This is a genomic window from Desulfocicer vacuolatum DSM 3385, from assembly GCF_900176365.1.
In the GTDB taxonomy this organism is placed as follows: Bacteria; Desulfobacterota; Desulfobacteria; order Desulfobacterales; family Desulfobacteraceae; genus Desulfocicer; species Desulfocicer vacuolatum.
The window spans coordinates 158,153-183,483 of record NZ_FWXY01000001.1; the positions used below are offsets into that span (position 1 = coordinate 158,153).

At 46.7% G+C, this 25,331-nt stretch carries 21 protein-coding genes; 14 read left to right on the plus strand and 7 right to left on the minus strand.

The window, feature by feature from the left end; all coding sequences use genetic code 11:
* Positions 1–161 precede the first annotated feature (161 nt).
* From B9A32_RS00820 to B9A32_RS21245, 4 genes are all read left to right on the plus strand, one after another.
* A complete protein-coding gene (locus B9A32_RS00820) occupies positions 162–728 on the plus strand; it encodes a 1-acyl-sn-glycerol-3-phosphate acyltransferase (protein ID WP_084066675.1) in 567 nt (188 codons plus the stop codon).
* A 132-nt stretch (positions 729–860) separates the two neighbouring features.
* Positions 861–1,736: a methylenetetrahydrofolate reductase gene (locus B9A32_RS00825; RefSeq protein ID WP_084066473.1), complete on the plus strand. Its 876-nt coding sequence runs from the start codon at positions 861–863 to the stop codon at positions 1,734–1,736.
* A gap of 290 nt (positions 1,737–2,026) precedes the next feature.
* On the plus strand, positions 2,027–2,488 hold the full coding sequence (locus B9A32_RS00830; protein WP_084066474.1) for an iron-sulfur cluster assembly scaffold protein: 462 nt from the start codon (positions 2,027–2,029) through the stop codon (positions 2,486–2,488).
* Positions 2,485–2,658, plus strand: coding sequence for a hypothetical protein (locus B9A32_RS21245; protein WP_170923641.1), 174 nt, complete (start codon positions 2,485–2,487; stop codon positions 2,656–2,658). The genes B9A32_RS00830 and B9A32_RS21245 overlap by 4 nt, the downstream gene beginning before the upstream one ends.
* A 198-nt stretch (positions 2,659–2,856) precedes the next feature.
* On the opposite strand, the gene B9A32_RS00835 is transcribed toward B9A32_RS21245, so the two are convergent.
* From B9A32_RS00835 to B9A32_RS21250, 3 genes are all read right to left on the minus strand, one after another.
* A complete protein-coding gene (locus tag B9A32_RS00835) occupies positions 2,857–4,017 on the minus strand; it encodes an FAD-dependent oxidoreductase (RefSeq protein ID WP_084066475.1) in 1,161 nt (386 codons plus the stop codon).
* A 60-nt stretch (positions 4,018–4,077) separates the two neighbouring features.
* Entirely contained in the window at positions 4,078–4,212 is a 135-nt protein-coding gene (locus tag B9A32_RS22020) for a tryptophan 7-halogenase (RefSeq protein ID WP_139795654.1), read from the minus strand.
* A 105-nt stretch (positions 4,213–4,317) separates the two neighbouring features.
* Positions 4,318–4,494 carry a hypothetical protein gene (locus tag B9A32_RS21250; RefSeq protein ID WP_170923642.1) on the minus strand — a complete coding sequence of 59 codons (177 nt, stop codon included), beginning with the start codon at positions 4,492–4,494 and terminating at the stop codon, positions 4,318–4,320.
* 619 nt (positions 4,495–5,113) lie between these two features.
* Between B9A32_RS21250 and B9A32_RS00840 the strand changes: the two genes are divergently transcribed.
* Together B9A32_RS00840 and B9A32_RS00845 are read left to right on the plus strand one after the other, a co-directional pair.
* Positions 5,114–7,291 carry an ABC transporter substrate-binding protein gene (locus B9A32_RS00840; protein ID WP_084066476.1) on the plus strand — a complete coding sequence of 726 codons (2,178 nt, stop codon included), beginning with the start codon at positions 5,114–5,116 and terminating at the stop codon, positions 7,289–7,291.
* Positions 7,292–7,471: 180 nt separating this feature from the next.
* On the plus strand, positions 7,472–9,568 hold the full coding sequence (locus B9A32_RS00845; protein WP_084066477.1) for an ATP-binding protein: 2,097 nt from the start codon (positions 7,472–7,474) through the stop codon (positions 9,566–9,568).
* Here B9A32_RS00845 and B9A32_RS00850 read toward each other — a convergent pair.
* On the minus strand, positions 9,565–9,912 hold the full coding sequence (locus B9A32_RS00850) for a GNAT family N-acetyltransferase (protein ID WP_170923643.1): 348 nt from the start codon (positions 9,910–9,912) through the stop codon (positions 9,565–9,567). The two genes, B9A32_RS00845 and B9A32_RS00850, sit on opposite strands and share 4 nt — an antisense overlap.
* A 114-nt stretch (positions 9,913–10,026) precedes the next feature.
* On the opposite strand from B9A32_RS00850, the gene B9A32_RS00855 reads away from it, so the two are divergent.
* The 3 genes from B9A32_RS00855 (at position 10,027) to B9A32_RS00865 (ending at position 16,122) form a co-directional block, all read left to right on the plus strand.
* Positions 10,027–11,781, plus strand: coding sequence for a hybrid sensor histidine kinase/response regulator (locus tag B9A32_RS00855; protein WP_084066479.1), 1,755 nt, complete (start codon positions 10,027–10,029; stop codon positions 11,779–11,781).
* A gap of 148 nt (positions 11,782–11,929) precedes the next feature.
* Entirely contained in the window at positions 11,930–14,572 is a 2,643-nt protein-coding gene (locus tag B9A32_RS00860; protein WP_170923644.1) for an ABC transporter substrate-binding protein, read from the plus strand.
* A 137-nt stretch (positions 14,573–14,709) separates the two neighbouring features.
* Positions 14,710–16,122 (plus strand): sigma-54 interaction domain-containing protein, encoded by a 1,413-nt coding sequence (locus tag B9A32_RS00865; protein WP_084066481.1) that lies wholly within the window; start codon positions 14,710–14,712, stop codon positions 16,120–16,122.
* 85 nt (positions 16,123–16,207) lie between these two features.
* Here B9A32_RS00865 and B9A32_RS00870 read toward each other — a convergent pair whose 3' ends face one another.
* Both B9A32_RS00870 and B9A32_RS22255 read right to left on the minus strand, forming a co-directional pair.
* On the minus strand, positions 16,208–19,465 hold the full coding sequence (locus tag B9A32_RS00870) for a cyclic nucleotide-binding domain-containing protein (protein ID WP_170923645.1): 3,258 nt from the start codon (positions 19,463–19,465) through the stop codon (positions 16,208–16,210).
* Between the two features lie 149 nt (positions 19,466–19,614).
* A complete protein-coding gene (locus B9A32_RS22255; RefSeq protein WP_269748990.1) occupies positions 19,615–19,749 on the minus strand; it encodes a hypothetical protein in 135 nt (44 codons plus the stop codon).
* 355 nt (positions 19,750–20,104) lie between these two features.
* On the opposite strand from B9A32_RS22255, the gene B9A32_RS21010 reads away from it, so the two are divergent.
* From B9A32_RS21010 to B9A32_RS00890, 5 genes are all read left to right on the plus strand, one after another.
* Positions 20,105–20,305, plus strand: coding sequence for a hypothetical protein (locus B9A32_RS21010; RefSeq protein WP_139795655.1), 201 nt, complete (start codon positions 20,105–20,107; stop codon positions 20,303–20,305).
* Positions 20,302–21,717, plus strand: a complete 1,416-nt coding sequence (locus B9A32_RS00875) for an outer membrane homotrimeric porin (protein ID WP_084066483.1) — start codon at positions 20,302–20,304, stop codon at positions 21,715–21,717. The genes B9A32_RS21010 and B9A32_RS00875 overlap by 4 nt, the downstream gene beginning before the upstream one ends.
* Before the next feature lie 474 nt (positions 21,718–22,191).
* Complete coding sequence (locus B9A32_RS00880) at positions 22,192–22,455, plus strand: hypothetical protein (protein ID WP_084066484.1); 264 nt, start codon at positions 22,192–22,194, stop codon at positions 22,453–22,455.
* The gene (locus tag B9A32_RS00885; protein WP_084066485.1) at positions 22,456–23,583 is read left to right on the plus strand and encodes a tetrathionate reductase family octaheme c-type cytochrome; all 1,128 of its coding nucleotides are present in this window, start codon (positions 22,456–22,458) and stop codon (positions 23,581–23,583) included.
* A gap of 159 nt (positions 23,584–23,742) precedes the next feature.
* Positions 23,743–24,402, plus strand: a complete 660-nt coding sequence (locus tag B9A32_RS00890; RefSeq protein ID WP_084066486.1) for a DUF1638 domain-containing protein — start codon at positions 23,743–23,745, stop codon at positions 24,400–24,402.
* A 459-nt stretch (positions 24,403–24,861) separates the two neighbouring features.
* Here the strand turns inward: B9A32_RS00890 and B9A32_RS00895 are convergent, their stop codons facing one another.
* Positions 24,862–25,326 carry a hypothetical protein gene (locus B9A32_RS00895; protein WP_084066487.1) on the minus strand — a complete coding sequence of 155 codons (465 nt, stop codon included), beginning with the start codon at positions 25,324–25,326 and terminating at the stop codon, positions 24,862–24,864.
* Positions 25,327–25,331: the final 5 nt, after the last annotated feature.

Genomic DNA, 25,331 nt, shown 5'->3' on the forward strand with positions numbered 1-25,331 from the left:
CTGAAAACCTGAACTTTTTGAATCCAATGATAATCGTCACGGATGAATCTTAATGATGATATTGGTCCGTCCGTAATAACACCCGAAAACCGGAACAAAAATTACCAGGAAAAAACGTTTTGTCCCATACAATCTTTGATAGCCCGGCCCTGAAAAAAATAATGCCGCGCCTTTCTCGAATGATATTAAAAGCGGCCCAATGGCGGGTTGAAGGAAGCCTTCCCCAAAGCTCCAGGTTTGTGGTCATTGCAGCACCCCACACATCCAACTGGGATTTTCCCTTTATGCTCTTAATCTCGTTTGCCATGGAAATGAAAGTTAACTGGATGGGGAAAGATGCTATTTTTCGTAAACCGTTCAGGGGACTTTTTAAATGGCTGGGGGGAATTCCCATTGACAGAAGCAGGAGCAATAACGTTGTTGGGCAGTCCATTGAAACCTTGACACATCTCGATAATCTGGCCCTGGTCGTTCCCCCTTCGGGAACCCGACAGCGGGTGACCCGCTGGAAAACGGGATTTTATCACATCGCCCATGGGGCAAAAGTACCCATTGCATTGGGTTTTCTGGATTATCAAAGAAAGGCAGGCGGCATCGGCCCCCACCTGATACCCCGGGGAGATCTGGCGGCAGACATGGAAATCATCAGTAAATTTTATGCCCGGGTAACAGGCAAACATCCGGAAAATGCCATACTCCCCTCCCATGTCAACAACAAAACCCCTTGAAATCGGCATCCGCATATAACCGCCACAGGTGGCCTTTTTTTTACGGATTATTATTGATTTTTTTTTATTCTGGTCTACTTTATAGAGCGACTTAAGAGTCATAACTCATAAATAAGTAAAGGAGACCTAAATATGCGTGTTGCCACACTGTATAAAAACCAGACACACCCCAGTATTTCCTTTGAATTCTTCCCTCCCAGGGATGAAAAAGCCGAGGTAGAATTCACCACTGTTGTTGATCAACTGGCCACCCTGGCACCCGATTATATGTCCATGACCTTTGGAGCCGGCGGCTCCACAAGTGAAGGCTCTTACCAGGCTGTCAAAATGATGAAACAAGAAAAAAAGCTGCCCACCGTGGCCTACCTGGCCGGATTTGGGCTCAGCCCCGACAGCATCACCACGGTCCTGGATCGATACAAAGCCCTTGGCATTGAAACCATTTTTGTCCTGCGGGGGGACGAACCCCGGGGCAGTGATTTTGTTCCCCACCCGGACAGCTTTTCCTATGCATCAGACATTCTCAAATTCATCAGTGACCGCTACGATTTTGATCTGGGATGTGCCGGTTATCCAGAGGCCCATGTCCAGGCAGAAAGTCTGGAAAAAGACATTGAATATCTCAAGCTGAAACAAGATAACGGCGCACAATATGTGGTGGTCCAGTATTTTTACGATAACGATTTTTTCTACACCTATGTGGACAAATGCCGGGCCGCCGGTGTCACCGTTCCCATCATTCCGGGTATCATGCCCATTTACACGGCAAAACTGACCAACATGCTGTGCAAATTGTGTGGTTCCACCCTGCCCCAAGGAATAAAAAAACAATTGGACAACACAAAAAACGCAAAGGAAGCCGCAGCATTGGGAATGGATGTGGCCTTTGAACAATGCAAAGATCTCCTGGCCCACGGCGTGGACGGCCTCCATTTCTACACCATGGACCGGGTCCCTTCGGTGACCCGGATTGTTCAACGATTAAGGGAAGAAAAACTTATTAAATAACAATACCTTCGCCAATTTTTAGGATGTGCTTTGATCTGAAATTTATGGCTCAATATATAGTGTGTTTGTTATTTAACAAGCACACTATATGGCTGAAAAACTGATCAGAAATATAATTGGCAAAGGTATTAAATAATAGGCATACGTCATTTTTCAGTTTACACTTTCCAAAAAAATATACCCATTGCCCGGGAAAAATTGATCGAAAAGTGTAAACTGCTTTTAAAATTGTATGAAAAATGCCAAATAAAGGCTCAAACAATTACCCCGGACAATCAGGAAACATAGAAATGGCAGACAAACTGGATCAATTTCTGGATGACCTCCAGGAAAAAATATTTGATGAAGCAAAAGAAGTGTTGGGAGACAAGGGATTTCATCGATGGCAGAATCCCAGATTCAGAGGAAAACTATCCGACTGTGATGTCCATGCCCACACGGTTGGGGCCTGCGGAGATTCCATGGATATCTATCTTAAATTTGATAACGAAATGGTGTCAGAGGCCTCCTACATCACCGACGGATGCGGCTCCAGCAATGTATGCGGCTCCTTTGCCGCCGAATTGAGCCTGGGAAAACGGGCAGAGGAACTTGCCGACATCACAGGAGAACTTATTCTCTCAAAACTTGGAGAGGTCCCCGAAGATGATCAGCATTGTGCCTTTCTGGCCGCCGGTACCGTGCAAGAGGCATTAAAACAATACTATACCGCCGATAATAATAAGACGAAAAAAAAAGAAACGCCCCAATGAACTGCATCCCGGAAATGATAGCGATTCAGGTCAATCTGGACATCACTGTTGCAGCATTGCAGACCGCTGTTCCCACTGCCAGAAAAGCTGTAAAAAAGGATGAACGGGGAGAGTCTACTGTGGAATACTGGAGAATGTCTGTGAAAGATAGTTTAACAATTTCTGTATAACCGCCACAGGCGGACCTTATTCCGACCCGGTTCCGCCCACAACGAAGCATGAAAGAGTGTTAGGCTTGCCTGCTCTTTCTTGTAAACTGTCACGGGCAGATCGCGGTCAGACTACGGTCCGCCCGTCGGGCGGTGTCGCACCATTGTTATACATATATATCATTACTAAATGATACACAGCCCAAATCCTGCAACCGATTATTTTCGAGCCTTTTGAAGGGCCTGCTCCGCAGCAATGGTGATGGGCTCTTTGCTGGGCTCTGATGCGCAATCCGGATTTCCTGCGCACATGAGCATCACCAGATCCCCAATCTTCTTTTCCCCCAGTATCAGGGCATTGACGGTATCAATTTCCTTTACCGGTCCTTCAGCATCACTGATGATCTGCCCCCCCAGAAGCTTCTGGGAATCTTTGTCAAACACCAGCTTAAGGGTCCAGGGACGCACCCCGGGGATCATGCTGTGCTTGCTCACCGAATCCACTGTGGCGCACACCGGGGTAAACCCGTTCTGTTTTGCCATCTCCTCTGTGAATCCCGTGGCAGAAATATTTTTTTCAAACAATTTCACGGCACTGTTCCCCAGAAGCCCGGGAAAGGGAAGTTCAAATCCGGCCAGACGTTTGGCAATGAGGCGGCCCTGGATCACGGCAGGTCCCCGGAGCTGAATGGGGGTGGATTCCTTGGTGATGAAATGGAAATTATCAATGCAGTCCCCCCCTGCAAATATATCTGGATCTGAGGTTTCCATGAATTCATTGGCTTTTATGCCAAATTGCCCCATGTCAAGTCCTGCGGCCGTGGCCAGTTCCAGATTGGGCCTGGAGCCCACATTCATGAACACCATGTCCGCCTCCACAGTTTCTCCGGATTCAAACTTCACTCCGCAGACATGCCCGTCTTTACCAAGAATTTCAACGACCTTTTCTCCCATGCGCATGGCAAGGCCTTTTTCTTCAAGATAGGTCTGAACCGTACCTGCCATTTCAGGGTCCAGCATCAGTCCCAGGGGGTGATCCAGCACTTCCACCACGGTTAAATCATAAAAATCAGGATTGGACTCCTTTAATAAAGTGGCCACTTCCAGATTTAAAAAACCCGCCCCGATGAACACGGCTTTTTGGGGGGATTTTGTATCCACATATGTCCGCACTTTTTCCGCATCCACAAGGGCTCTGAGGGTAAAAACCCCTTCCAGCTCATTGCCGGGGATGGGCAGTAAAAATGGGGAAGACCCCGTGGAAAGAATCAATTTATCATAGGCAATCTTTTTTCCACCACCCAGAGAAACGGTTTTATCTTCCCGGTTCACACTTTCAACACGATCAATGATCACGTTGATATTATTATTTGTAAACATGGCGTCGGGATTAACAATGGACTCTCCTGTGACCAGACCGGCCACGACATGGGGCAGTGCTCAGCGAACAATGAATCGGTCTTCAGCCCGGATCAAGGTGATATTCACCCCGGGCATCAATTTTCTGGAAAGCATGGCAGCCGGGGCACCCACACCACCACATCCTACAATGACAAGATTTTCTCCCTTTTTCATGCAATGTCTCCTTTATTTTAACAAATAACTACCATGGGCAGACCTTATTCTGACCCGGTTTTACCCATAACAAAATTTGAAATACCCCCTGATCTGCGGTGTATTTCATATAACCGCCACGGGCGGACCGTATTTTGATCCCGCTCCGCCCACAACAAAGATAGAAATTTTCCACAGATTTGCGGAGTATTTCATATAAACTGCCACGGGCAGACCGTATTCTGATCCGGTTCTGTCCACAACAAAGCTTGAAATACGCCTCTGATCTGCGGAGTATTTCATATAAATTCATATAAAATGAACTCGTATTCCTGGAAAGGCATATATGCAAAAGAAATACCACATTTTGATCATTACCTCATTACACCAAAAAAGTCACCCATTAACAACAAAATCAATGAAATCAGGAATGCTCACACGTATTTAACTCAACTTTCGGTGTTCGCATTTCGTGGTGGGGCCAGGCTTTCGTTATTGACATTATCGAGGCTTTTTTCGTTGGCAAAGGCCTTGGTCAATAACATCAATAACAAAAGCCTGACCCCGTCGGCACACTGACCCCATCGGTACATTTAAAAATGCCGGCTTTGAAATGAAGCCCAAAAGTTGAGTATTTAAAATAAACAAAAGCATTTCTCTCTCTGCCCCAAAGCGTTACCGTTACAAAGAAACGTCAACTACCCTCATGGTAACGCCACATTGGGAACCCCCAAAATGCAAATTCCTTACAAATTCATGAAACCGTATGGCCAATTTCAGACAATTAAACGCGTATGGGTCAAATCGTCGACTTTTTTTTAAATCCCTGATATGGATGACACAATGAACCATCCACAAAGACAAATTTCCAAAAGATACAAGACACTCATAAAATTATTAACATGGAGGTGTCATCATCATCATGGGCTTTACAAAAATAATTTGGGCAGTTTTTTATCTGTGCTGTTTCATCAGCAATCCCTTGACAACAAGGGCCTTTGAACCTGTCAAAATCGCCGTTATTCTTGCAAAGACAGGTATCGCAGCCCAAGACAATGTGGCCATGGGCCAGGCAGCCACCATGGCAGTGGAGGAGATCAATGAAAAAGGGGGGCTTCTGGGCAGCCCGGTTGAATTGATTTTAATTGATAACAAAAGCACATCATTGGGGTCAAAGGCTGCCGCCATGGAGGCGGTACAGCGTCAGGTCACAGGGGTTATTGGAGCGTCCTGGAGTTCCCATTCTCTGGCCATGGCACCAGTGCTGCAAAGGGCAGGGATACCCATGATCACACCGGTTTCCACAATGCCCGGGCTCACTGAAATCGGAAACTATATTTTCAGGGTCTGTTTCACCGACGAACTCCAGGCCAAAGCCATGGCAAGCTTTGCCACAAAGGATCTCAACGCCCATACCGCTGTGGTGCTGCATAATGTCAATGAACAATACAGCGGCACCCTGGCAAATTATTTTTCCCAATGCTTTATCAAAAATAACGGAAAAGTGCTTTTCCATGGGTATTACACAGCAAAAAGCGTTGACTTTACAGACATGCTTGCAACGGTCAAAGACATGGCCCCGGATATTGTTTTCATTCCCGGTTATTCCAGGGACAGCGCCCTTGTGATCCGTCAGGCCGTTGAAATGGGCATAACAGCAACCTTCCTTGGAGGAGACGCCTGGACAGAGAAAATGTTTGACTATGCAGGCAACGCTCTAAACGGCAGCTACACCACTGCCAGCTGGCACAAAGATTTTTCCTTTCCTGGGTCCCGTCATCTCAAAGCATTGTTCCGTAAAAAATATACCAACACCCCGGTGTATAACTCCGACATTCCCCTGACCTATGATGCTATGGGACTCCTTGCCCATGCCGTTAAAAAAGCCGGAACCCTTAACACTGAAAAAATCCGGGATGTCCTGGCCAAAACAGTTGATTATCACGGTGCCACCGGAGATATTGCCTTTGATGGAAAGGGGAATCCCCTGGGAAAGGAAGTTGTCATTGTTCAACTGGAGGGGAACACCTCCAGATTTGTAAAATCCGTTAAAGAAGAAACCGTCAAAATAGCGGCAATTTATGCATTATCCGGTAAAGCCGCAGAATCAAATAAACCCTCCCTTGAAGGCGTGATCAATGCGACAAATGACATCAATGCCTCAGGGGGTATTTCAGACAAAAAAATAAAACTTCATATTTTTGATAACCAAAGCACCCCCATCGGTGCCAAGATGGCTGCAAAAGAAGCGGTGGCAAAGGGGGCCAGAGCCATCATTGGAGCAGACTGGAGTGACCACTCTCTGGCCGTTGCCAGGGTGGCCCAGGCCGCAGGCGTCCCCATGATTACCAACGTTTCAACAAACCAGGAGATTACAAAAACAGGGAATTACATTTTCCGGGTCTGTTTTATTGATTCGTTTCAAGGAAAGGTAATGGGTAAATTTGCCCTTGAGGATTTAAGTGCTGCCACTGCCGTTATTTTTACCAATATAACAAGTGCGTACAGCATGGGGTTGTCCCGGGAATTTCAAAAAACCTTTGAAAAGTCAGGGGGTAAGATTTTATTCACTGCACCATACAAAACCGGGTTAAAAAAATATAAAAAACTTATTTCCCAAACCAAAAATAAAAATCCCGATGTAATCTTTTTCTCAGGCCACGATGAAAGCGGTTTTCTGGCCCGGCAGATACAACGTTCCGGGGTGCGGTCAATTTTACTGGGAGGAGATGACTGGGATACAAAAAGCTTTTTATCAAAGGGGGGGAAATATATCACAAAGGGATATTATTGTACCCATTGGTCCATGGCATCCAAATCTCCTGTTTCCCTTGATTTTGTAAAAAGATATCACACCATGGAAAAAATACCTTCAGCCTTTGCTCTATCCCATGATGCCGTTCTATTGCTGGCCAATGCCATGAATCGCGCCGGAAAAATGGACAGAAAGTCCATTCGAGATGCATTACAGGAAACCGCCGCCTTTGAGGGTATCACCGGTAAAATAGTTTTTAACAAAAACAGAAATCCCGTTAAAAATGCCATCATCAATGAAATTAATCATGGACAGATCAGATATTTTAAAACCATCTCCCCCTGATCAACAGCCGGAGAAATGAATATTGAGTTCTAAGTGAGCCAGATCTTATTGATTTACCATTTAACCATACCAAATTGATATGTTTTATGGATAAAATTTCAGATAAACGGTAAATTGAAAACTGCTGACTCCCTAAAGTTTAACTTGGCTTAACAATTTGGAAAAACAAGTGATAAATCCATGAACAGAACGATAAAAACAACAAGTCTTGGTTTTAAAATAAACACCATTATTATAAGCACATGTTTAATATTTGCACTGGTGTGCGGTTGTGTATTGTATTTTACCAGCATAAACATCCTGGCACAGAAATATGATGAAAACAGCACCCTGTTACATGTACTGTTTGAGCAAAATCGAGAAGACATTGCCAATGAAATATTTGCAGAACAGAACATGGCACTCCAGGAATCATTAAATGACATCCTGGATGTTAAAGGAATGGCAGGGGTGGCAGTATATGACAAAAAAGGGATTTTAATACTGTCCACAGGAACAAATCACAGGGCAACACTTTCTCAAAATGAGATGCAGTCCCTTAATGAAAAATCTATTTTTAAAAAAAGAGTTAACTCAAATAAAAATATGACTTCCTATTCTTCCATGATTAAAGTCATTGGGGAGCAACTTGGCTATATAACAATGTATTATGATTCCAAATCCATAAATAAACAATTAAACCAGGTTGCAATCATTTTTATCTCCTTTTTTGTCATGTTGACCATTTTTACCCCATTAATTTTAAATATCCTTTTATACCGTTTTATCATTAATCCTGTTTTGACCTTAAAGCACTCCATGGAAAAACTGGACAAGGGCAGTCTCGGTATAAAAGTAGATCTTTCCGCCAGGGATGAAATCGGTGATATGGGGTCGGTTTTTAATAAAATGTCTGAAACATTACTCCAGAATCACACGGCCCTTGAAAATGCGGTTCAAACAGAGGCGGATTACGCATTAAAGCTTGTAAACGCCAACACAGAGTTAAAAAGAGTCAATGTTGAAATTGAGAGGTCAAACAATGCACTGGCCCAACTCAATACCGATCTTGAAAAAACCGTGGAAAAACGAACCGCAGCCCTTATGGAATCCAATGCCAGCCTTCAAAGGGAGATGGATGAAAAAGAAAAAATGCAAAAAGACCTCATCCGGGTGGAAAAACTTGAATCAACGGCCTTGCTTGCCGGTGGTATTGCCCACGATTTTAACAACATTCTAAGTATTATTACGGGTAATATCTCCCTTGCTCAACTCCAGGCAGAACAGGGAGAAAACATATCAAAAATCCTCGTGGATACTGAAAAAGCGTGTTTCCGGGCCAGGGATCTAACCAAACAGCTTCTCACATTTTCCAAGGGGGGAAGCCCCGTTAAAAAAACGCTGGTGGTGAGCGAACTCATACAAGAAACCGTTGTGTTTGCCCTAAGGGGCTCCAATGTGAAATATGAGTTTTCCATTGCACCGGATTTGTCTCCTGTGAATGTGGATGAAGGCCAGATCAATCAGGTGTTGAGCAACATCGTTATCAATGCTGGCCATGCCATGCCCCATGGCGGAACAGTCATGGTGACGGCAGAGGATTTAACCATTAAAGCGAAAAACTCTTTTTCCATTCCCCTGTCCCCGGGACCTTACATCAGAATAAGTATCAAAGATACAGGCACCGGCATTGCAAAGAAAAACCTTCACTCCATATTTGATCCTTATTTCACAACCAAACCAACGGGAAGCGGTCTTGGCCTTGCCACGGCCCATTCCATCATTGAAAAACACGGAGGATTCATAGGGGTTGAATCCCAGGAAAAAAAGGGCACCACATTTCATATTTATCTGCCCGCATCCATGAAAGGCATCCATGGCAGTGGTTCTCCGATCAATGCATCCATGACAACACTTTCCCAGGGACATGGAAAAATTTTAATCATGGATGATGAAGAGATGGTAAGAAAGGTTGTGGGAGAATTGCTCAAACACATGGGTTATGCACCTGATTTTGCCAAAGATGGTGTCGAGGCATGCAGGAAATATCAGGAAGCCATGGCAAATAACGATAAGTTCAAAGCAGTTATCATGGACTTGACCATTCCCGGGGGGATGGGTGGAAAGGAAGCCGTGCAGCATATCCTGGAAATTGATCCCCAGGCAAAAGTGATTGTTTCCAGCGGATTTTCCACGGATCCTGTGATGGCAGATTATAAATCCTATGGGTTTTCCGGTGTGGTTGCCAAACCGTTCATGGTTCAGGAATTAAGCGATGTGCTTTGTAAAATAATCTAACTGTTTGTCAGACACATGTCCACATGGGGAATACCGTCTTCAAGATAATTCCGGGAAATGGTGGTAAAACCGTGGGAGAGATAAAATTTTTTCAGGTAAACCTGGGCCGCAATGCGAATATTTTTTCCTGACCACAGTTGCCCGGTCTCACAAAAAGCCTGTTCCAGGAGTCGGTGTCCCAGCCCTTTACCCCGGTAGGGAGATGCCACCACCAACCGTCCCAGTCCCACCTCAGGAAACACCATCCCCGGGGGCAGTATGCGAAGATAAGCTGCCAGCTCACCACTGCCTGACACCCGACCCAGCAAATGCCGGGTGCCCGGCCGGATGTCAAGCCCGTCCAAATCAGGATAAATACACAGTTGAAATTTTTCCTTTTTCGCTTTGACAAATGTGCGATTCTTGCATACAAATAAACCATAGACCCACCACCCAAAACAGGGATACGGGAGGGAAAAATGACCCCCATCATCAAAAAAAGTACGCCCATGCTCCCACGCACCAGGTACTATATTATGATTCTTTACACACTGATGGGCATGATCATCCTATGCAGTTTATCCTTTATACAGAAATTCAGTGCAGGATTTAATCCCTATATACTGAAGGGATATGTCATCCCCCTGATATTCGGAGGCGGATCAGGGTTAACCATTGGCATATACATTTCCAGACACAAAGCTGTGGAAGCGATCTTAAGGGAAAGTGAGAGCCGTTTCAGAACCATTGCCGACTATACCCATGACTGGGAATACTGGCTGAAACCAGACGGCAGTTTTGAGTATATTTCACCCTCCTGTGAACGGATCACCGGATACAGGCCCCAGGCATTTTTTAAACGGCCTGAGCTGTTCACGGAAATCGTTCATCCCAAGGATCTTCCAAACTTCAAGCAACATCTTCAAACAGAAAAAGATATAAATGAACCGGTGCCCATTCATTTTCGCATCATCACCCAGGGCGGAAAACAAAGATGGATCAGCCACTCATGTCGATCCGTGTACAATGAAAATGGAAAATATCTTGGCCAGCGGGGCAGTAACCGGGACGTCACAGAATCAAAAAAATTACAAATAAAACAATTCAAACAACAACGGATGGAATCCATTGCAACCCTTGCCGGGGGTGTGGCCCATCAGTTCAACAATGCCCTTGCCGTCATCACCGGCAACATGGATCTGATGCAGGAAGACATTTCTCCCAATGATGCTGTGGAACATTATACCCATGAGATAAAAGAAGCCACAGACCGAATGACCCGCCTGACAGCTCAATTGCTGGCCTATGCCAGGGGAGGGAAATACCGGGTCCAGGATATTGAGTTAAATGGTTTTATCACAGAAACGGTTCCCATTATCCGACATAAACTTTCCGAAAATTTAGAAATTCATACCCCGCCACAAAGTGGCGATCTGACAATCCACGGAGATCCCATTCAGTTGCAGATGGTTTTATCCGCAGTGCTGACCAATGCCCATGAAGCCATGGACGGCCACGGAAAAATTTACATTGCATGCGAAAAAATAAACGCAGGCACAAAAGATAAGGCACTGCCCGTGGAATTATCTCCGGGGGAATATGTCTGTCTCAGCATTGCAGATAATGGAAAGGGGATGGATGAAGAAACCCGGGAACGGATATTTGAGCCCTTTTTCACCACCCGCTTTGAAGGGAGGGGACTTGGAATGGCCGCTGCCTTTGGTATCATAACCAACCACAACGGCACCATTAAGGTGGCATCCCAAAAAAACAAAGGAAGCACTGTTTCCATATTTATCCCCCTTGTCCCCCATGAAGCTGAGTCTACCCCACCAAACGCTGCATCAAAACCAACTGAGATTGCCCCCCACCACACCATTTTAATCATTGAGGATGAAGAAAGCGTCATGATCGTATGCCGACAAATGCTCCAACGCATGGGATATCATATACTGGAAGCAGACACCGGAGAAAAAGCGCTGGCCCTGGCCGGTGATGCCGATAACAAGATGGATCTTGCGTTGCTGGATGTAATGATACCCGATATCCAGGGAGATCTGCTGTACCCGCGCCTGAAAAAACTGCGTCCGGAGTTAAAGGTTCTTGTCACCAGCGGTTACTCCCTGGACAGTCCTGCCCGGGACATCATTCGGGCCGGGGCTGAAGCCTTTCTCCAGAAACCATTCACAACCGCCGCATTGGCCCATAAAATTAAAATCTGTCTGGATCAATGAGCGTGGAACAAGCCGGAACGAAAATATTGCAGGGAAAACTAAAAAGTGTTTTAATGTGACATGGGTTCAATCGTACTGTTCTTTGTTTTCCATGAAAAAAAAATCGGTGAATTCATCAATCCCATTGCTAGCTGACAGGAGACTTTTATTGGCAACGACCAGACTGCAAAGATATTGGTTCTTAAAAATCCACCTCCTTTTCATGACCCTTTTTTTATTTTTTTTTTGTTCCATGGCCGGGGCCGCAGAAAAAGTATCCATACAGCTGGCCTGGAATCACCAGTTTCAATTTGCCGGTTACTACGCGGCCCTGCACAGGGGATATTACAGCAAGGAGGGTCTTGATGTCACCATCATCGAAGGGGGAACAAACACATTTGCCAGGGAAGCTGTGGCCGGTCACCGGGCCCAATATGGTGTGGCAGGAGCAGAACTGATGCTCCACCGCATTGACGGTGATCCTTTTGTTGTACTGGCTCCCATATTTCAGCACTCTGCCACCATCCTTCTGGCCAGACGGGATTCGGGCATATCCACCATCCATGATCTCATGGGCAAGCGGGTGATGTTATTGCCGGGGAAAAAAGATGCCGACATTCTGGTGGCTTTTTTAAACGAAGGTATCCCCATAAGTGCCATTGAGCGCATGGATCAGACCTACAATCTCAATGACCTCATCCAAGGACGCACCCATGCGGTGAGCGCTTACACCACCAATGAACCCTGGCAGTTACTGCAAAACAACATAGAACCTGTCATCATTTCTCCCCGGACCTATGGCATTGATTTTTACAGCGATTGCCTGTTCACCACCCACAATGAAATCAAGCATCATCCCCGTCAGGTGAAGGCATTTCTGGAAGCCTCCCTCAAGGGATGGGCCTATGCCATGGATCATCCTGAAGAGATCATTGATCTGCTCATATCACACTACCATGTTAAAAAAAGCCGGGGTCATCTCCGGTATGAAGCCCAGGCCATCCGAAAAATAATGCGTCCTGATTTAATTCAAATCGGGCACATGAATCCCGGCAGATGGCGTCACATTGCAAAAACATACCGGAAACTGGGGCTTCTCACCGGGGAATTCCCCTTTGATGACTTTCTATACGACCCCAACCACACAACAGATGCGACCCGACTCAAACGCATTGCCGCCGTTGCTGTGGGCATCTGCATGGTATTTATCGTGGTCATCTTAACGCTATACTTTTTTAATAGAAAGCTGGCAAACGAGATAAGAGAACGTAAAAAGGTGGAAAAAAACCTCCGGGAAAGGGAACAGCTTTTAAATGAGATGGGAAGCCTTGCCAGGATCGGCGGCTGGGTACACGATCTGGTGGAAAACCGTGCCACCTGGACCAAGGAAATCTATAAAATCATTGAAATAGATGATTCCACCGTTCCCCCGGGCCCTAATGAACACCTGAACTACTATCCCCCCCGGGACAGGGAAATGCTTGCCAGAGCCTATGATCTTTCCATGGAAACCGGTGAAAAATTTGATATTAAGTTACAATGTCACACGGCCAGTGACCGCCTGCTCTGGGTCCATGCTGTGGGGCGACCCGAGTATGCAAATGGGGAATGCATCAAAATGAAGGGAATCTTCCAGGACATCACAAAACAAAAAGAAATCGAAACTCAGCTCCTCCAGGCCCAGAAAATGGAAGCTGTGGGAAGGCTGGCCGGTGGTGTGGCCCATGATTTTAACAACATGCTGAGCATCATTCTTGGCAATGCGGAAATTCTTCTGGAAGATATGCCCCCCACCGATCCACTCACAGACAATGTCAAAGAAATTCATAAAGCAACAAAACGATCTGCCAATCTCACCCGACAATTGCTGGCCTTTGCAAGAAAGCAGGCCATTGCGCCCCGGATATTGGACATCAACCAGGTACTGGAAGAAATGCTCAAAATGCTCCAGCGACTTATCGGTGAAGACATTGAACTGTCCTGGATACCCGGACAAGGGATATGGCCGGTGCGCATGGACCCTTCCCAGGTGGATCAACTGCTGGCCAATCTGTGCCTCAATGCAAGGGACGCCATTGAAGACATCGGAAGGGTCACCATAGAAACGGATAATGTGGTGTTCAATGCCGATTACTGCCGGGACCACATGGGGTTTCACCCCGGTGAATTTGTCATGATCGTGGTCAGTGACAATGGTGCAGGCATGGACAAAGAAACCCGGGAAAATCTTTTTGAACCATTCTTTACCACAAAAAGCATTGGCCGGGGAAGCGGGCTGGGACTGGCAACTGTGTTCGGTATTGTCAAGCAGAACAAGGGGTTTATAAATGTTTACAGCGAACCCGGCAAAGGTTCAACATTTAAACTGTACCTGCCTGCATCCGGGAAAAGCATGCCACCTGAACCCCCAAAAAATATGCCCTTCTCCCCCCAGAGCGGTGATGAAACCGTGCTGCTGGTGGAGGATGAGCCACCCATTCTTAAAATAGCACAAAAGATACTTGAACAGCTGGGGTACACAGTGCTGGCCACCCATAGCCCTGATGAGGCCCTTAAAATGGCCGGAATGTGGGGAAAAAATACCATCCACCTGCTCATCACCGATGTGATCATGCCCGGCATGAATGGCCGGGAGCTGTCTGAAAGGCTGTGCCGTCTTCACCCTGACATGAAATGTATTTTCATGTCAGGCTATACGGCCAATGTTATTGCCCGCCACGGGGTCCTGGACAAAGGCGTACATTTTATTAATAAGCCCTTTTCCAGGCAGGATTTGGCCCAAAGCGTCCGGGAAGCCCTGGGTCACAGCTAAGGAATGAGTCCGAAATAACTTTGCCATTTAGGGGCGGGGACAGATTTAAAAATCTCTGCCCCTAAAAGCACACAAACGGGCAACCCGGTTACAAACCATTTCCAATGCGGATGTTCAAGAAACAAAGGAGCTTTTCCATGAAAACCCATAAGATGTGGGACATTCATTTTTTCAATCAAATCCTTGACACCATGGCTGACGGTTTGTTCACTCTGGACAGCCACGGACAGATCACTTCATGGAATCGTGCCATGGAAGATCTCACCGGGTATACGGCAAAGGAGGCCTTGGGCAAAGGCTGTAATCTGCTCCAGTGCAATCGATGTTTTGGCAAAGACTGTCCTTCTGACATGAAAAAATGCGGTGTACTCAAACACGGCACTTCAGAATCCAAAGAGTGTCATGTAAGGCACCGGGACGGCTATGATGTGCCTGTGATCAAAAGCGCCCGGGCAGTGAGGGATGAAAATGACACCCTTCTCGGCATTGTGGAAACCCTGACCAACCTCACAGAACTCAACCGCATGAAAAAAAAAGCCCAGGACGCAGAGCGGCGGCTGGGGGAAATCCATGCACTGGGAAACATCATCGGCAAAAGCCGGGGCATGCAGGACGTTTTCTATGCCATTACAGCGGCGGCGGACAGCCGTGCCACCGTACTGATCCAGGGAGAAAGCGGCACCGGCAAAGAACTGGTGGCCGGTGCCATCCATTACAACGGTCAACTGTCCCAGGGGCCTTTTATTCCGGTGAACTGTGCGGCCCTGTCTGAAACCCTCTTGGAAAGCGAATTGTTTGGACACATTAAAGGAGCCTTTACCGGGGCCCATCGGGATCGAAAAGGACGGTTTGAAGAGGCCCACGGGGGCACCATTTTTCTGGATGAAATCGGAGAGCTTTCACCATACATGCAGGTTAAATTGCTCCGGGTGCTCCAGGAAAGGGAAATCCAGCGGGTGGGGGAATCCCGTAAAATAAAAATCAATATCCGAATATTGGCAGCCACCCACAAGGATCTCTACCGCCTCACCCGGGAGGGGCAGTTCAGGGAAGATCTTTATTACCGACTCAAGGTTTTTCCCATCCATATCCCACCGCTTAAATCCCGGCGGGAGGACATTCCCCTGCTGGTGAGAAAATTCATTGATAAAAACAATGATCGGGAATCAAAAAAAATCAAGGATATCAGTCGCAACGCCATGGCAAAGCTCATGGAATATCCCTGGCCCGGCAATGTGCGCGAACTTGAAAATGCCATAGAACACGCCTTTGTCCTGTGCCCGTCACAGCAAATTCAAACCCGGGATCTTCCCATTGAAGTCAGAGAAAAAAAAGAATGCCTTGAAATCCCCCCATCCGGGTCTGAATCGCCCATGCCTGCCACTGCCATGGGGGCTCAACCCAAACTGAACCGGGAAAATCTGATAACGCTTCTCCATGAATGCGGCTGGAACAAGGCCGAAGTGGGACGACGCATGGGTAAAAGCCGAACTTCCGTGTGGAAATACATGAAAAAATGGCATATCCCCCTGCAGCCGGAAACCAAATAACTCCATACTCCCGGTGAACACAACGAATATATGAAAATGACATCATATCTCACCCTGCGGGGTATGACACGAAAGCAAACCATTGCTACTTCATGTGCTTGTGTTTGTTAAAAAAATCCTTCATCAGACTTTCATGGGTATCTTCTGCTTGAATCTGTTCCAGCAGGCGCTGTATCATACGGGCATGGATCTTGGCAATTTCAAAGGAGATCTGGGGGTACTCCATGAGCATCTCCTCAAATTCCTGCTTATGAATCTCCAGGAGCCGTGTGGATTCCTTTGCCCGACAGGTGAGCAAACGTTTGCTGTCCACCAGAAAGGCACTCATGCCAAAGCTGTCCCCCGGGTTAAACGTACCCACACCCACGTTGTTTCTGGATGCTGACACAGCCCCTTCCACGCAGATATACATGGTATCTGCAAACTCCTTTTCCTGGAAAAGAATTTCTTTGGGAGCAAAGGCCACTTCCTGGGCAATATCACTGATGGCAGCCAGTTCATTGATGGCCAGATTTTTAAAAATATCCACTTTCTGGATATAAACAATTTTTTCCTGGAAACTTAAGCTGTTTTCCATCACCACCTCCGTTGAGCTGAAATCTTCCAACCTGTCTGCATTGGCATTTCCTTGAAATAATTGCCCTGTGCACAGCGTTTTTGTTGTTTTAATGTCACCATCCAGCACATCCTGCGGTAATGTTTCCAATACCCCCCGGGCCAGACGTACTGTCAACCGGCTATCACTTTGCAACAAAAATTCAAGGGCCTTTACCGGCTCAAATAAGCGCTCCGCTCCCCCCGGTTGCCTGTATAAACTTTTTAGAATATCCTCTGGCGCTGTCCCATCCAGAAAAGGCATGATTTGCCGGACCAACCGCGGATGCATGGTGCTTTCCAGGGCCTCCAGTGCATTGGATCGCCTGCGATGATCCCGGGAAAAAAGACTTCTTAAAATAAGCCGCACCTGCCCTGAATCATCATTAATGGAAGCCACCCGAAGCCCGGCCTGGATATGAACGTGTCTGATTTCAGAAAGGTGACGGATCAGCAATCGGCAGGACAGATTCCGGGGTAATTTTTCCAAAGCCCGGGAAACGGCAAGGCAGATGCATGCCTTACGAATCTCTCCTTCAAAAAAGGCAAACATGTCAGGATCTTTGATGTCAAGGGCTTTAAGAATTTCAAAAATGCCCTCCCGCATTTTCCGGGAAGCCGGATACAAAAATTCAAACAGCAGCCGTCCATTGCAATGGGGACAAATTTTGATCTTTTCAATGGCAAGGGTGCGGATCTTGTCGGAACGATCCCCCACAAGGGCAAGAACCCGGCGCCGCAGCCCATCGTCATCATTTATTTCCAACGCTTCCAGGGCTGCCATGCGCACCTCAACCCGGGAATGGTTTAAAAACAAAGCCACCCGATGTGTGACACCGTCCGGATCAAGCTTTTTTAAGGCACGAATCAGGGCCGGCAGCAGCCGCTCATGGGAAGCCCCCCGGTTCAACAGCTGATTCAACAAAGAAACATACACAGTCTCCCCTGATTCTGCCACGGCAATGATGGCGGCATGGACATGATCCAGGTTGGCGCCGCGCATCCACTGCCCCATGAGCTCCCGCCGGTGTTCAGACATTTCCATGAGCAGACAGGCAGCGGAGTGGGCCCTTATTTCCGGAGAAACACAGGTTTGTACCCCCCGGGATCGACATTGCTGTTCCAATGCCTGATAAAATTTTCTACAGGCCTTTGTGTTGCGGGGTTGGGCCACCCGAATCATGGCAAGGGTCAATGGCTCATCTGCCACATTGATCATTTTTTTCAATATCCTGAAAAAACGATCACCACATTGGCCTGAAATCAGCGGCAACAGCTTAATCACAGTGGCACTGTCCTGATATTTCAAATTGTTTAAAATATGATTATCAAGATTTTCCATGCCCAGGTATTTCAGCAGACGGGCATGGAAAAAAGCGTCGATGCCCCTGCTGGATTTAAAATTATCCAGCAATTTATCCTGTATTTGCCTGTCGTGGAACAATTTTTTGATCACATGGGCTTCGGTGGACCTTAAATCCAGAAAATTAGCCCCAAGTAACCGGATAATCAAGGCGGCATATTTAAACTTTAAAAAAATCACCGTGCCAATCCAGCCAACCACAAAGGGAAGGGCCACAATGGAGAGATAATGGGGTGGCAGCACAGTGGTGGTCAGCAATATCAGGCAGGAGCCGGTGATCAATCCGGCCCGGGCCACCACGCCCCTTAAAAAGGGACGCATTCTGGAGCGATATTCATCCGGGAAAATGCCAATGAGCATATTGTTCACCGGCTGGTTAAAGGTGGTACGAATCACATTGGTGGAAAATCGGGCATACATGGCGGAAAAAATATCAAACCGAAACAAAAACCCCAGAAAAACCAACAGATAATTCATTGGATGGAACAGCAATGCCATGGGAATACCCCACCTGCCGTAAAATCGACCGGAAAAAAAAAGAAGCAATATGGAAACCACATTCATGGCCCCCCGAAAGGTGCCAAAAAAGACAATCATGGCATTTTCACCGCCAAAACGGTGATCCACCGCCACATTGAACTGATAGTTCATGATGGGCAGCACCACATTGGCAAAAAAAGTAAGTCCCACCATCACCGGAACAAGAGTGGATTTTTTCATCAAGGGGCCCATGCCCACAATGCGCTTTAAAAAGGTGCTTTCTTCTTTTGTGGCGACCTTTGGCTTTTTCGGCACCACCTGCAAAGGAAATCGGTTCCCCAGATACCGGGTCATCACGGCAGCAGAGATTAACACCGCTCCATACATCAGCAGCAAATGGTTAATGGCAACAACCTGTGAAACACCAACAGTTAAAAGGTTTCCCCCCATATCCCCCAGGACACCGCCAATGGTAATCAAAGGAAACAATCGCTTGGACTGATGAAAATTAAACAGTTCATTGCCAAGGTTCCAGAAAAAAACACTGAGCAGGGTCTCAAACTGCACTTTCATCACAAACAATATGGGATATAAAAATCGGCCTTCCATAAACATCAGCACCCAAATAAAAAACGCCATGGTGCCACAGCTGAAAAGCAAAAAAGAGAGACGACGGTAGGCAGAAAGATGGGGTTTAATGCTGGATAATTTTTCCAGGAAAAACAGTGTGATCATGGGATTGACAATATAAAGCACCGGCAACCAGGAAACCCCGAAACGCTTTAAAAAAGCGGTTTCAGCAAAATTATTAAAAATCAGCCCGGCGCATCGGATTAAAAAGATCAAGGCCACGGATCCCAAAAACAGGCCCATCTCCCGGGGACGAATTTTCATCCATTTTTGCATATAATTTATCATAATTGTTCTTAAAAGCCTTGTATTTGGGAATTAACAGCAACATCAATAAATTATCAAAAACTTAATTTTGAAATTCAGTATCAATACGCACAAAACATACAAAATACAAGCAAAGAAGCCAAGACAATGTAAAACTTTCATTGAAACTTACAAAAAATGTTCAGCAAAAAACGTTCCATTTTTTTCATAACTGCCACGGGCAAACCGTATTTTGATCCGTTTCTGCCCACAACAAAGCTTGAATTACGCCTCTGATTTGAGGAGAATTTCATATAACGGACATTTCCCGGCGGACACAACAAATATAGGGCCGTAGACGCGGAGCCAAATGGTATTATACCGCCGCCCCGACGGGCAATGGTCCCGGACCGGAACTGTAGACAGCTCAATTGTCCGGTTCCTATTACCCATCGGGGGGGCGGCTCTGCTGAGGTTGCCTTGGAGGCTGCCTTTTCATATAAACCCACATGTCTTGGCGGACACAACGAATATTGAAATATGGTATCATGCCCGCCCCCGGGGATAATAGTAGCGTCACACCAACCGTTACCGCTACCGTTACATCAACGTTAAAATTACGTTACATCACCTCTTTGAGTCCGTCCATTTTCATCAAAAAAAATATCCATGAAAATAAAAGAAACTCCTGAAACACCCTGCCGGCAAAGATTTCAAATGATTCTTCGCCACACATGGACACCAAAATCTCAAAAAAATCAAGACAAAAAAAAACTGGGCACACCCTTTGCTATTTATACATTTCACAGGGCGGTATCTCATTTTTCTGCCGCCAACACTTCAATTTTTTATTCAGGAGATAAAAGATGAAAAAACTAACACGTTATATCGCAATTGCAGTAACATGCCTTTTCTTTGTGGCTGCCGGTGCCAACGCCATGACCTTTAAAGCTGGAGATATGGGAGAAATGCAGATTAACGCTGCTTTCAAGGCAAGCTTTGGTGCCACCCAGTACCTTGATTTTGTGGATGACTATTCCAAAGGTGATGATTCCGATTTTGATGCCACACGGGAATTGAGTTTCAAGGCCCAGTGGATTCTTAATAAAAACCTCAAGGGGGTGGTCAGTTTCCAGATCGGTGAAGGTTCCACCGGTGGTTATTTTGGTAGCACAGATGCCCTTGTGGGTGGTGAAGAAGACGGGGATCTTATTCTGGAACTGGATAATCTCTACATTGATTTCACAACGGATTCAGGAATTAATTTTAAAATAGGTTCCCAAGGTTTCAGTCTTGCTGAAATCGCATACGGCAGTAATCTTTTCTATGAAGTCCCCGCAGGTGTCACTTTTTCTGCTCCCCTGACCAACTCATCAAGCCTCCAGGCTGGCTGGTTCCGCATGGCAGACCTCATGGATGATTCCAACAGCAACACCGATGATCAGGCTGATTTCCTGTATGCTAAATTACCTGTTAAAATGGATGCCATCAGCTTTACCCCCTGGGCCGCCTATGCCAATATCCAGGAAGATGTCATTGCCAATGCCCCCAGCCACTGGAGATATGCCTACTTTGACTATCCCGGATTTCTCACCGGTGCCAACAGCGCAGTGATTGATCCCACAGCAACGGACGATGTGTCTGCCTGGTATCTGGGTGTGAGTTTTGGATACACCATGGATGCCCTTTCCATTCAGGCCAGTGCCACCTACGGTGATATGGACTGGGAAACCGCCACAGTGGATGCAAGTATTGCCGGTTATTTTGCTGACCTTGTCATTGACTATAAAATGGATGGATTCACCCCGGAATTTTTCGCCTTTTACGGCAATGGACCCGATGCCAATGACGAAGATTTTGACATGATGCCGGTCCTCATCGGCGGTCCCACCTACACCAGTTCCTACTTTGGCGGCAGCCGGTTCAATGACAACATGTTTGACTCCTATGATTCCACCTATGCCACTTCCATGTGGGCCGTGGGTTTTAAGGTAAAAGACATTAAAACCGGAGAAAAACTCTCCCATGAGTTCCAGATCATGTATGCCGAAGGTACCGCAGAAGATACCATTTTTCAATCCCCCAACGACATTCTCATGAACGAAGATGAAAGCGTTCTGGAGGTCAATTTCAATTCAGAATACCAGATCATGAAACACCTGCTCTTTGCAACGGAACTGGGCTACATGACCTTTGATGAGGACTCTGACTACAACGAGGCCCTTAACGGATCAGTGGAAGATTTCTGGAAAGTGGCCTGCGCCATTGAGCTTTCATTCTAACCCTTCACAATATCTATCCCCCTTAAACCGGGGCCGGGCGGGCAGCTATTTAAATATCGTCAAGCAGCACATGTTTTCCTCCTACAAAAAACGTGATTAAACGCCGATTAAAATAGCGCCCTTTTAAACAAACACCGCCGTTTTCAGACACATGCCTGCCCGGCCCCAAATCACCACTTACACCCTAACACCACAACCTGTTCAGTGTGGTAAACTTAACAGTTTAAGTGATCCAATTATCTTCTCCCCCATTGACCAGGCCCGAACCCCATTGGACCGATACCGGATGGTACCGATTGGGATTGGGAACGGACCGATCAATTTGATAGCCGAGGCTTTTCGACATTTTTTCCATATACAGTTCTTATGGATAGCTTAAAGTGACGATAAAGAAGAAATAGTTTTAAAACAATTTGCCCCGGTTTTGAGAATATGCTAATTTAAATCTCATCAAAAATTATCATGGAGGTCCAAATGAAAATCATACCCATTATTGCAACAGCCTTTATCATTTCAGTTTATGGCACATCCTACGCCGATGTGGACCATTCAGAATTTATTGAGACCCAATGCCTCACAGGAGAAGATGTCACCCGCACCTGCCTGGAATGCCATGAAGAGACCGCAATGGAATTCATGGACACGGCCCACTGGATGTGGAAGGGCAAAACCCCCTATCTCAAAGGTCATGAAACAGATGGCCGATTTGGCAAAATCAACCTGATGAATGATTACTGAGTGTCCATTGAATCCAATTGGTGCAGTTGCACCAAATGCCACGCCGGCTATGGATGGAAGGATGCCTCATTCGATTTTTCAGACATGGAAAAAATGGACTGCCTCATCTGCCATGACACCACCGGTACCTATTCAAAGAAAAAAAACAGCTGCGGTATGCCCAACAAAGATCTTGACCTCACCGACATTGCAAAACAGGTGGGCCTTCCCGGCAGGGGTAACTGTGGAGAATGCCACTGGTATGGCGGGGGCGGTGACAATGCCAAACACGGAGATCTTGGAAGCGATCTTCTGACACCGGATGCCAGCCTTGACGTTCACATGGGCAAACTCGATTTTACCTGTCAAAAATGCCACGTAACAGATGCCCACAAAATAGCAGGCAGCAGCACCACCTCTTCGGTGAGTGAGGGCCGGGTCTCCTGCACCGACTGCCATGATGAAAATCCCCATGACAGTTCCTTTCCCCTGTTAAGGAAACTAAATGAACACGGCATGGCCATGGCGTGTCAAACCTGCCACATTCCCCAATATGCGGTGAACAAATTTACCCTGACCTATCGGGACGGATCACGCATTTCAGACAAAACCGAAGTGGTGAGCCAGAGCCCCGATAAACGGGAACTCAAAACCCCCATGGGCCAGAAAATCCTGGAAAAAAATTTAAAGCCCTCCTATGCCTGGTACAATGGGAAACATCACAGATACATGAAAGGAGATCCGGTTGATCCCAAGGGCATCACACCATTAAATGCCCCGGATGGAACCATTAAAGATCCTTCAGCAAAAATTACCCCCTACAAAATCATTAAAACCCGTCAGGCCATTGATGCCCGCCATGGATATCTCATTGTTCCCCATCTGGCCGGAAAAGACGGATTGATTTCAACCCATGACTGGCAGGTCACCGCAGAAAAAGGCATGAAAGCCGCAGGCCTCAAGTTCAGCGGAGAAATCGCCTTTGCAGATACCATGATGTACTGGCGCCTGAACCATGGCGTGGTTCCCAAGGAAAAAGCGCTGTCCTGTCTTGATTGTCACGGCCCCGAAGGTGTGATGGATTTCAAGGTCCTGGGATACAAAGGAGATCCCATGGCCACGGGATGGCGATTTGCACCAGACAAATAAAATTATCATTTAGAAACAATACGTTAACAACAGATACAGTAAGTTCTCAACAAATCAGGCATTCAGAAATTCGTTTTGAATGCACCCGGATTTTAAAGGCTTGAGCAGACTTTATCCCCCGGGTTATTGAGAACTTACCAGATACAGGAGTAACTTTTCATGAACAATATATCATTTTCGGACATGGCCGTTGTTTCCTGCGGCACCATGCAAATGGAGCTGGAGTCCCTTAGAAAAGAGGGATTTCTTGATACAGAGCATCTGTTTTTCACCCCACCCGGTCTGCATCAGGATGTGGAAAAGCTGGAAGAACGGCTCATTGCCACCATTGACAGGGCCAAAAAAAAGGCAGATAAAATCATTGTGGTCTACGGCGGCAAGTTCTGTTACGTCAATGCCGACAACCCCACCCGGAACATGCAGGAGATCATTGAAGAACAAGGCCCGGGTGTGGCACGGATCGATGCCACCCACTGCATGGATATGGTGGCAGATGAATCAGAGCTAAAGCGCATTGGTGAAGAACTTGCCGGTGGCGAACCGGTGTGGTGGATGACTCCCGGCTGGGTGAAATTCAAACATCAGGTGTTCAAGGGGTGGGACAAGGCCCTTGCCAATGAAAATTTTCCCCGTCACACCGGCGGTGCCATTGTACTGGACAGCATTGGATTTATGGAGCAATACATGGAGACAGATCCGGAAGGCTTTCTGGAGTACTGCGACTGGATGGGGATTCCCATGCAGGCATACCCGGTGACCCTGGATCGCTTTAAAGCCCTTCTCTCGGATCAGGCCCAGGTGTTAAACTCAGTCAAATAACACATACAGGTGCTTTATTTTTTGTGCCATTTCGTCAACATTAGAGCCTTTCCAAAAGATGCCGTCCCCCCGGGTAATGCACCCGGGCCGGGAGCGTAGACGGCTCAATTTGCCGGTTCTCATTAACCCTCGGGGGCCCTGCTGAGGGCAATTTAACGTTACTTTGTATATATCCTGTCGGACACAACGAATATAGCAAATGGTATTATACCGCCGCCCCCCGACGGGCAATGGGCCCGGACCGGAACTGTAGACAGCTCAATTGTCCGGTTCCTATTACCCGTCGGGGGGCGGCTCTGCCTTAGCTTGCCTTGGAGGCTGAATTGTATATAACCGCCACGGGCGGACCGTATTTTGATCCGGTACTGCCCACAACAAAGCTTGAAATATGCCTCTGATCTGCGGAGTATTTCATATAAAAAAACCACGGGCATCGGAAATAGTGATTTTCAACCCGGGTTATTGAGATTCCTCGGAAATATCTCTGTTTTTTTTGAAAACCACAATCTTACCCTCAACAGCGGCAGGCTCAGGGGAAGCCTGCCTTGCCATCCAATTCTTAAGCGTGGTCTCCACTTTGATTTTTATTTCTCCAAGGCTGCCGTTCTTTCTTGCTTCAAGTTCCATTAATGTAATGATAATCTGACCTCCCCTGTCGGGATTCCTGAAACGCCGTGCCATGAAATCATTCAGGGGAAGCACATTCTCAGCTTCTTTGTCTTCTGACAGTTCATTTCCTGCCATGACAGTGGCGGTTCCGATGCTGGAATGGCTTTTTTCAAACATCTCCTGAATCCATCCCACGGTGTCGAAAAAGGCCCGGGGGTACTCCCGCTCCAGTGCGAGTAAATCGGCAATAATACGGCAGGCAACTTCACTGTTTTGAAACTTCACAGATATAGCTTTTTTCACAGAGCTGTCCATCTTGT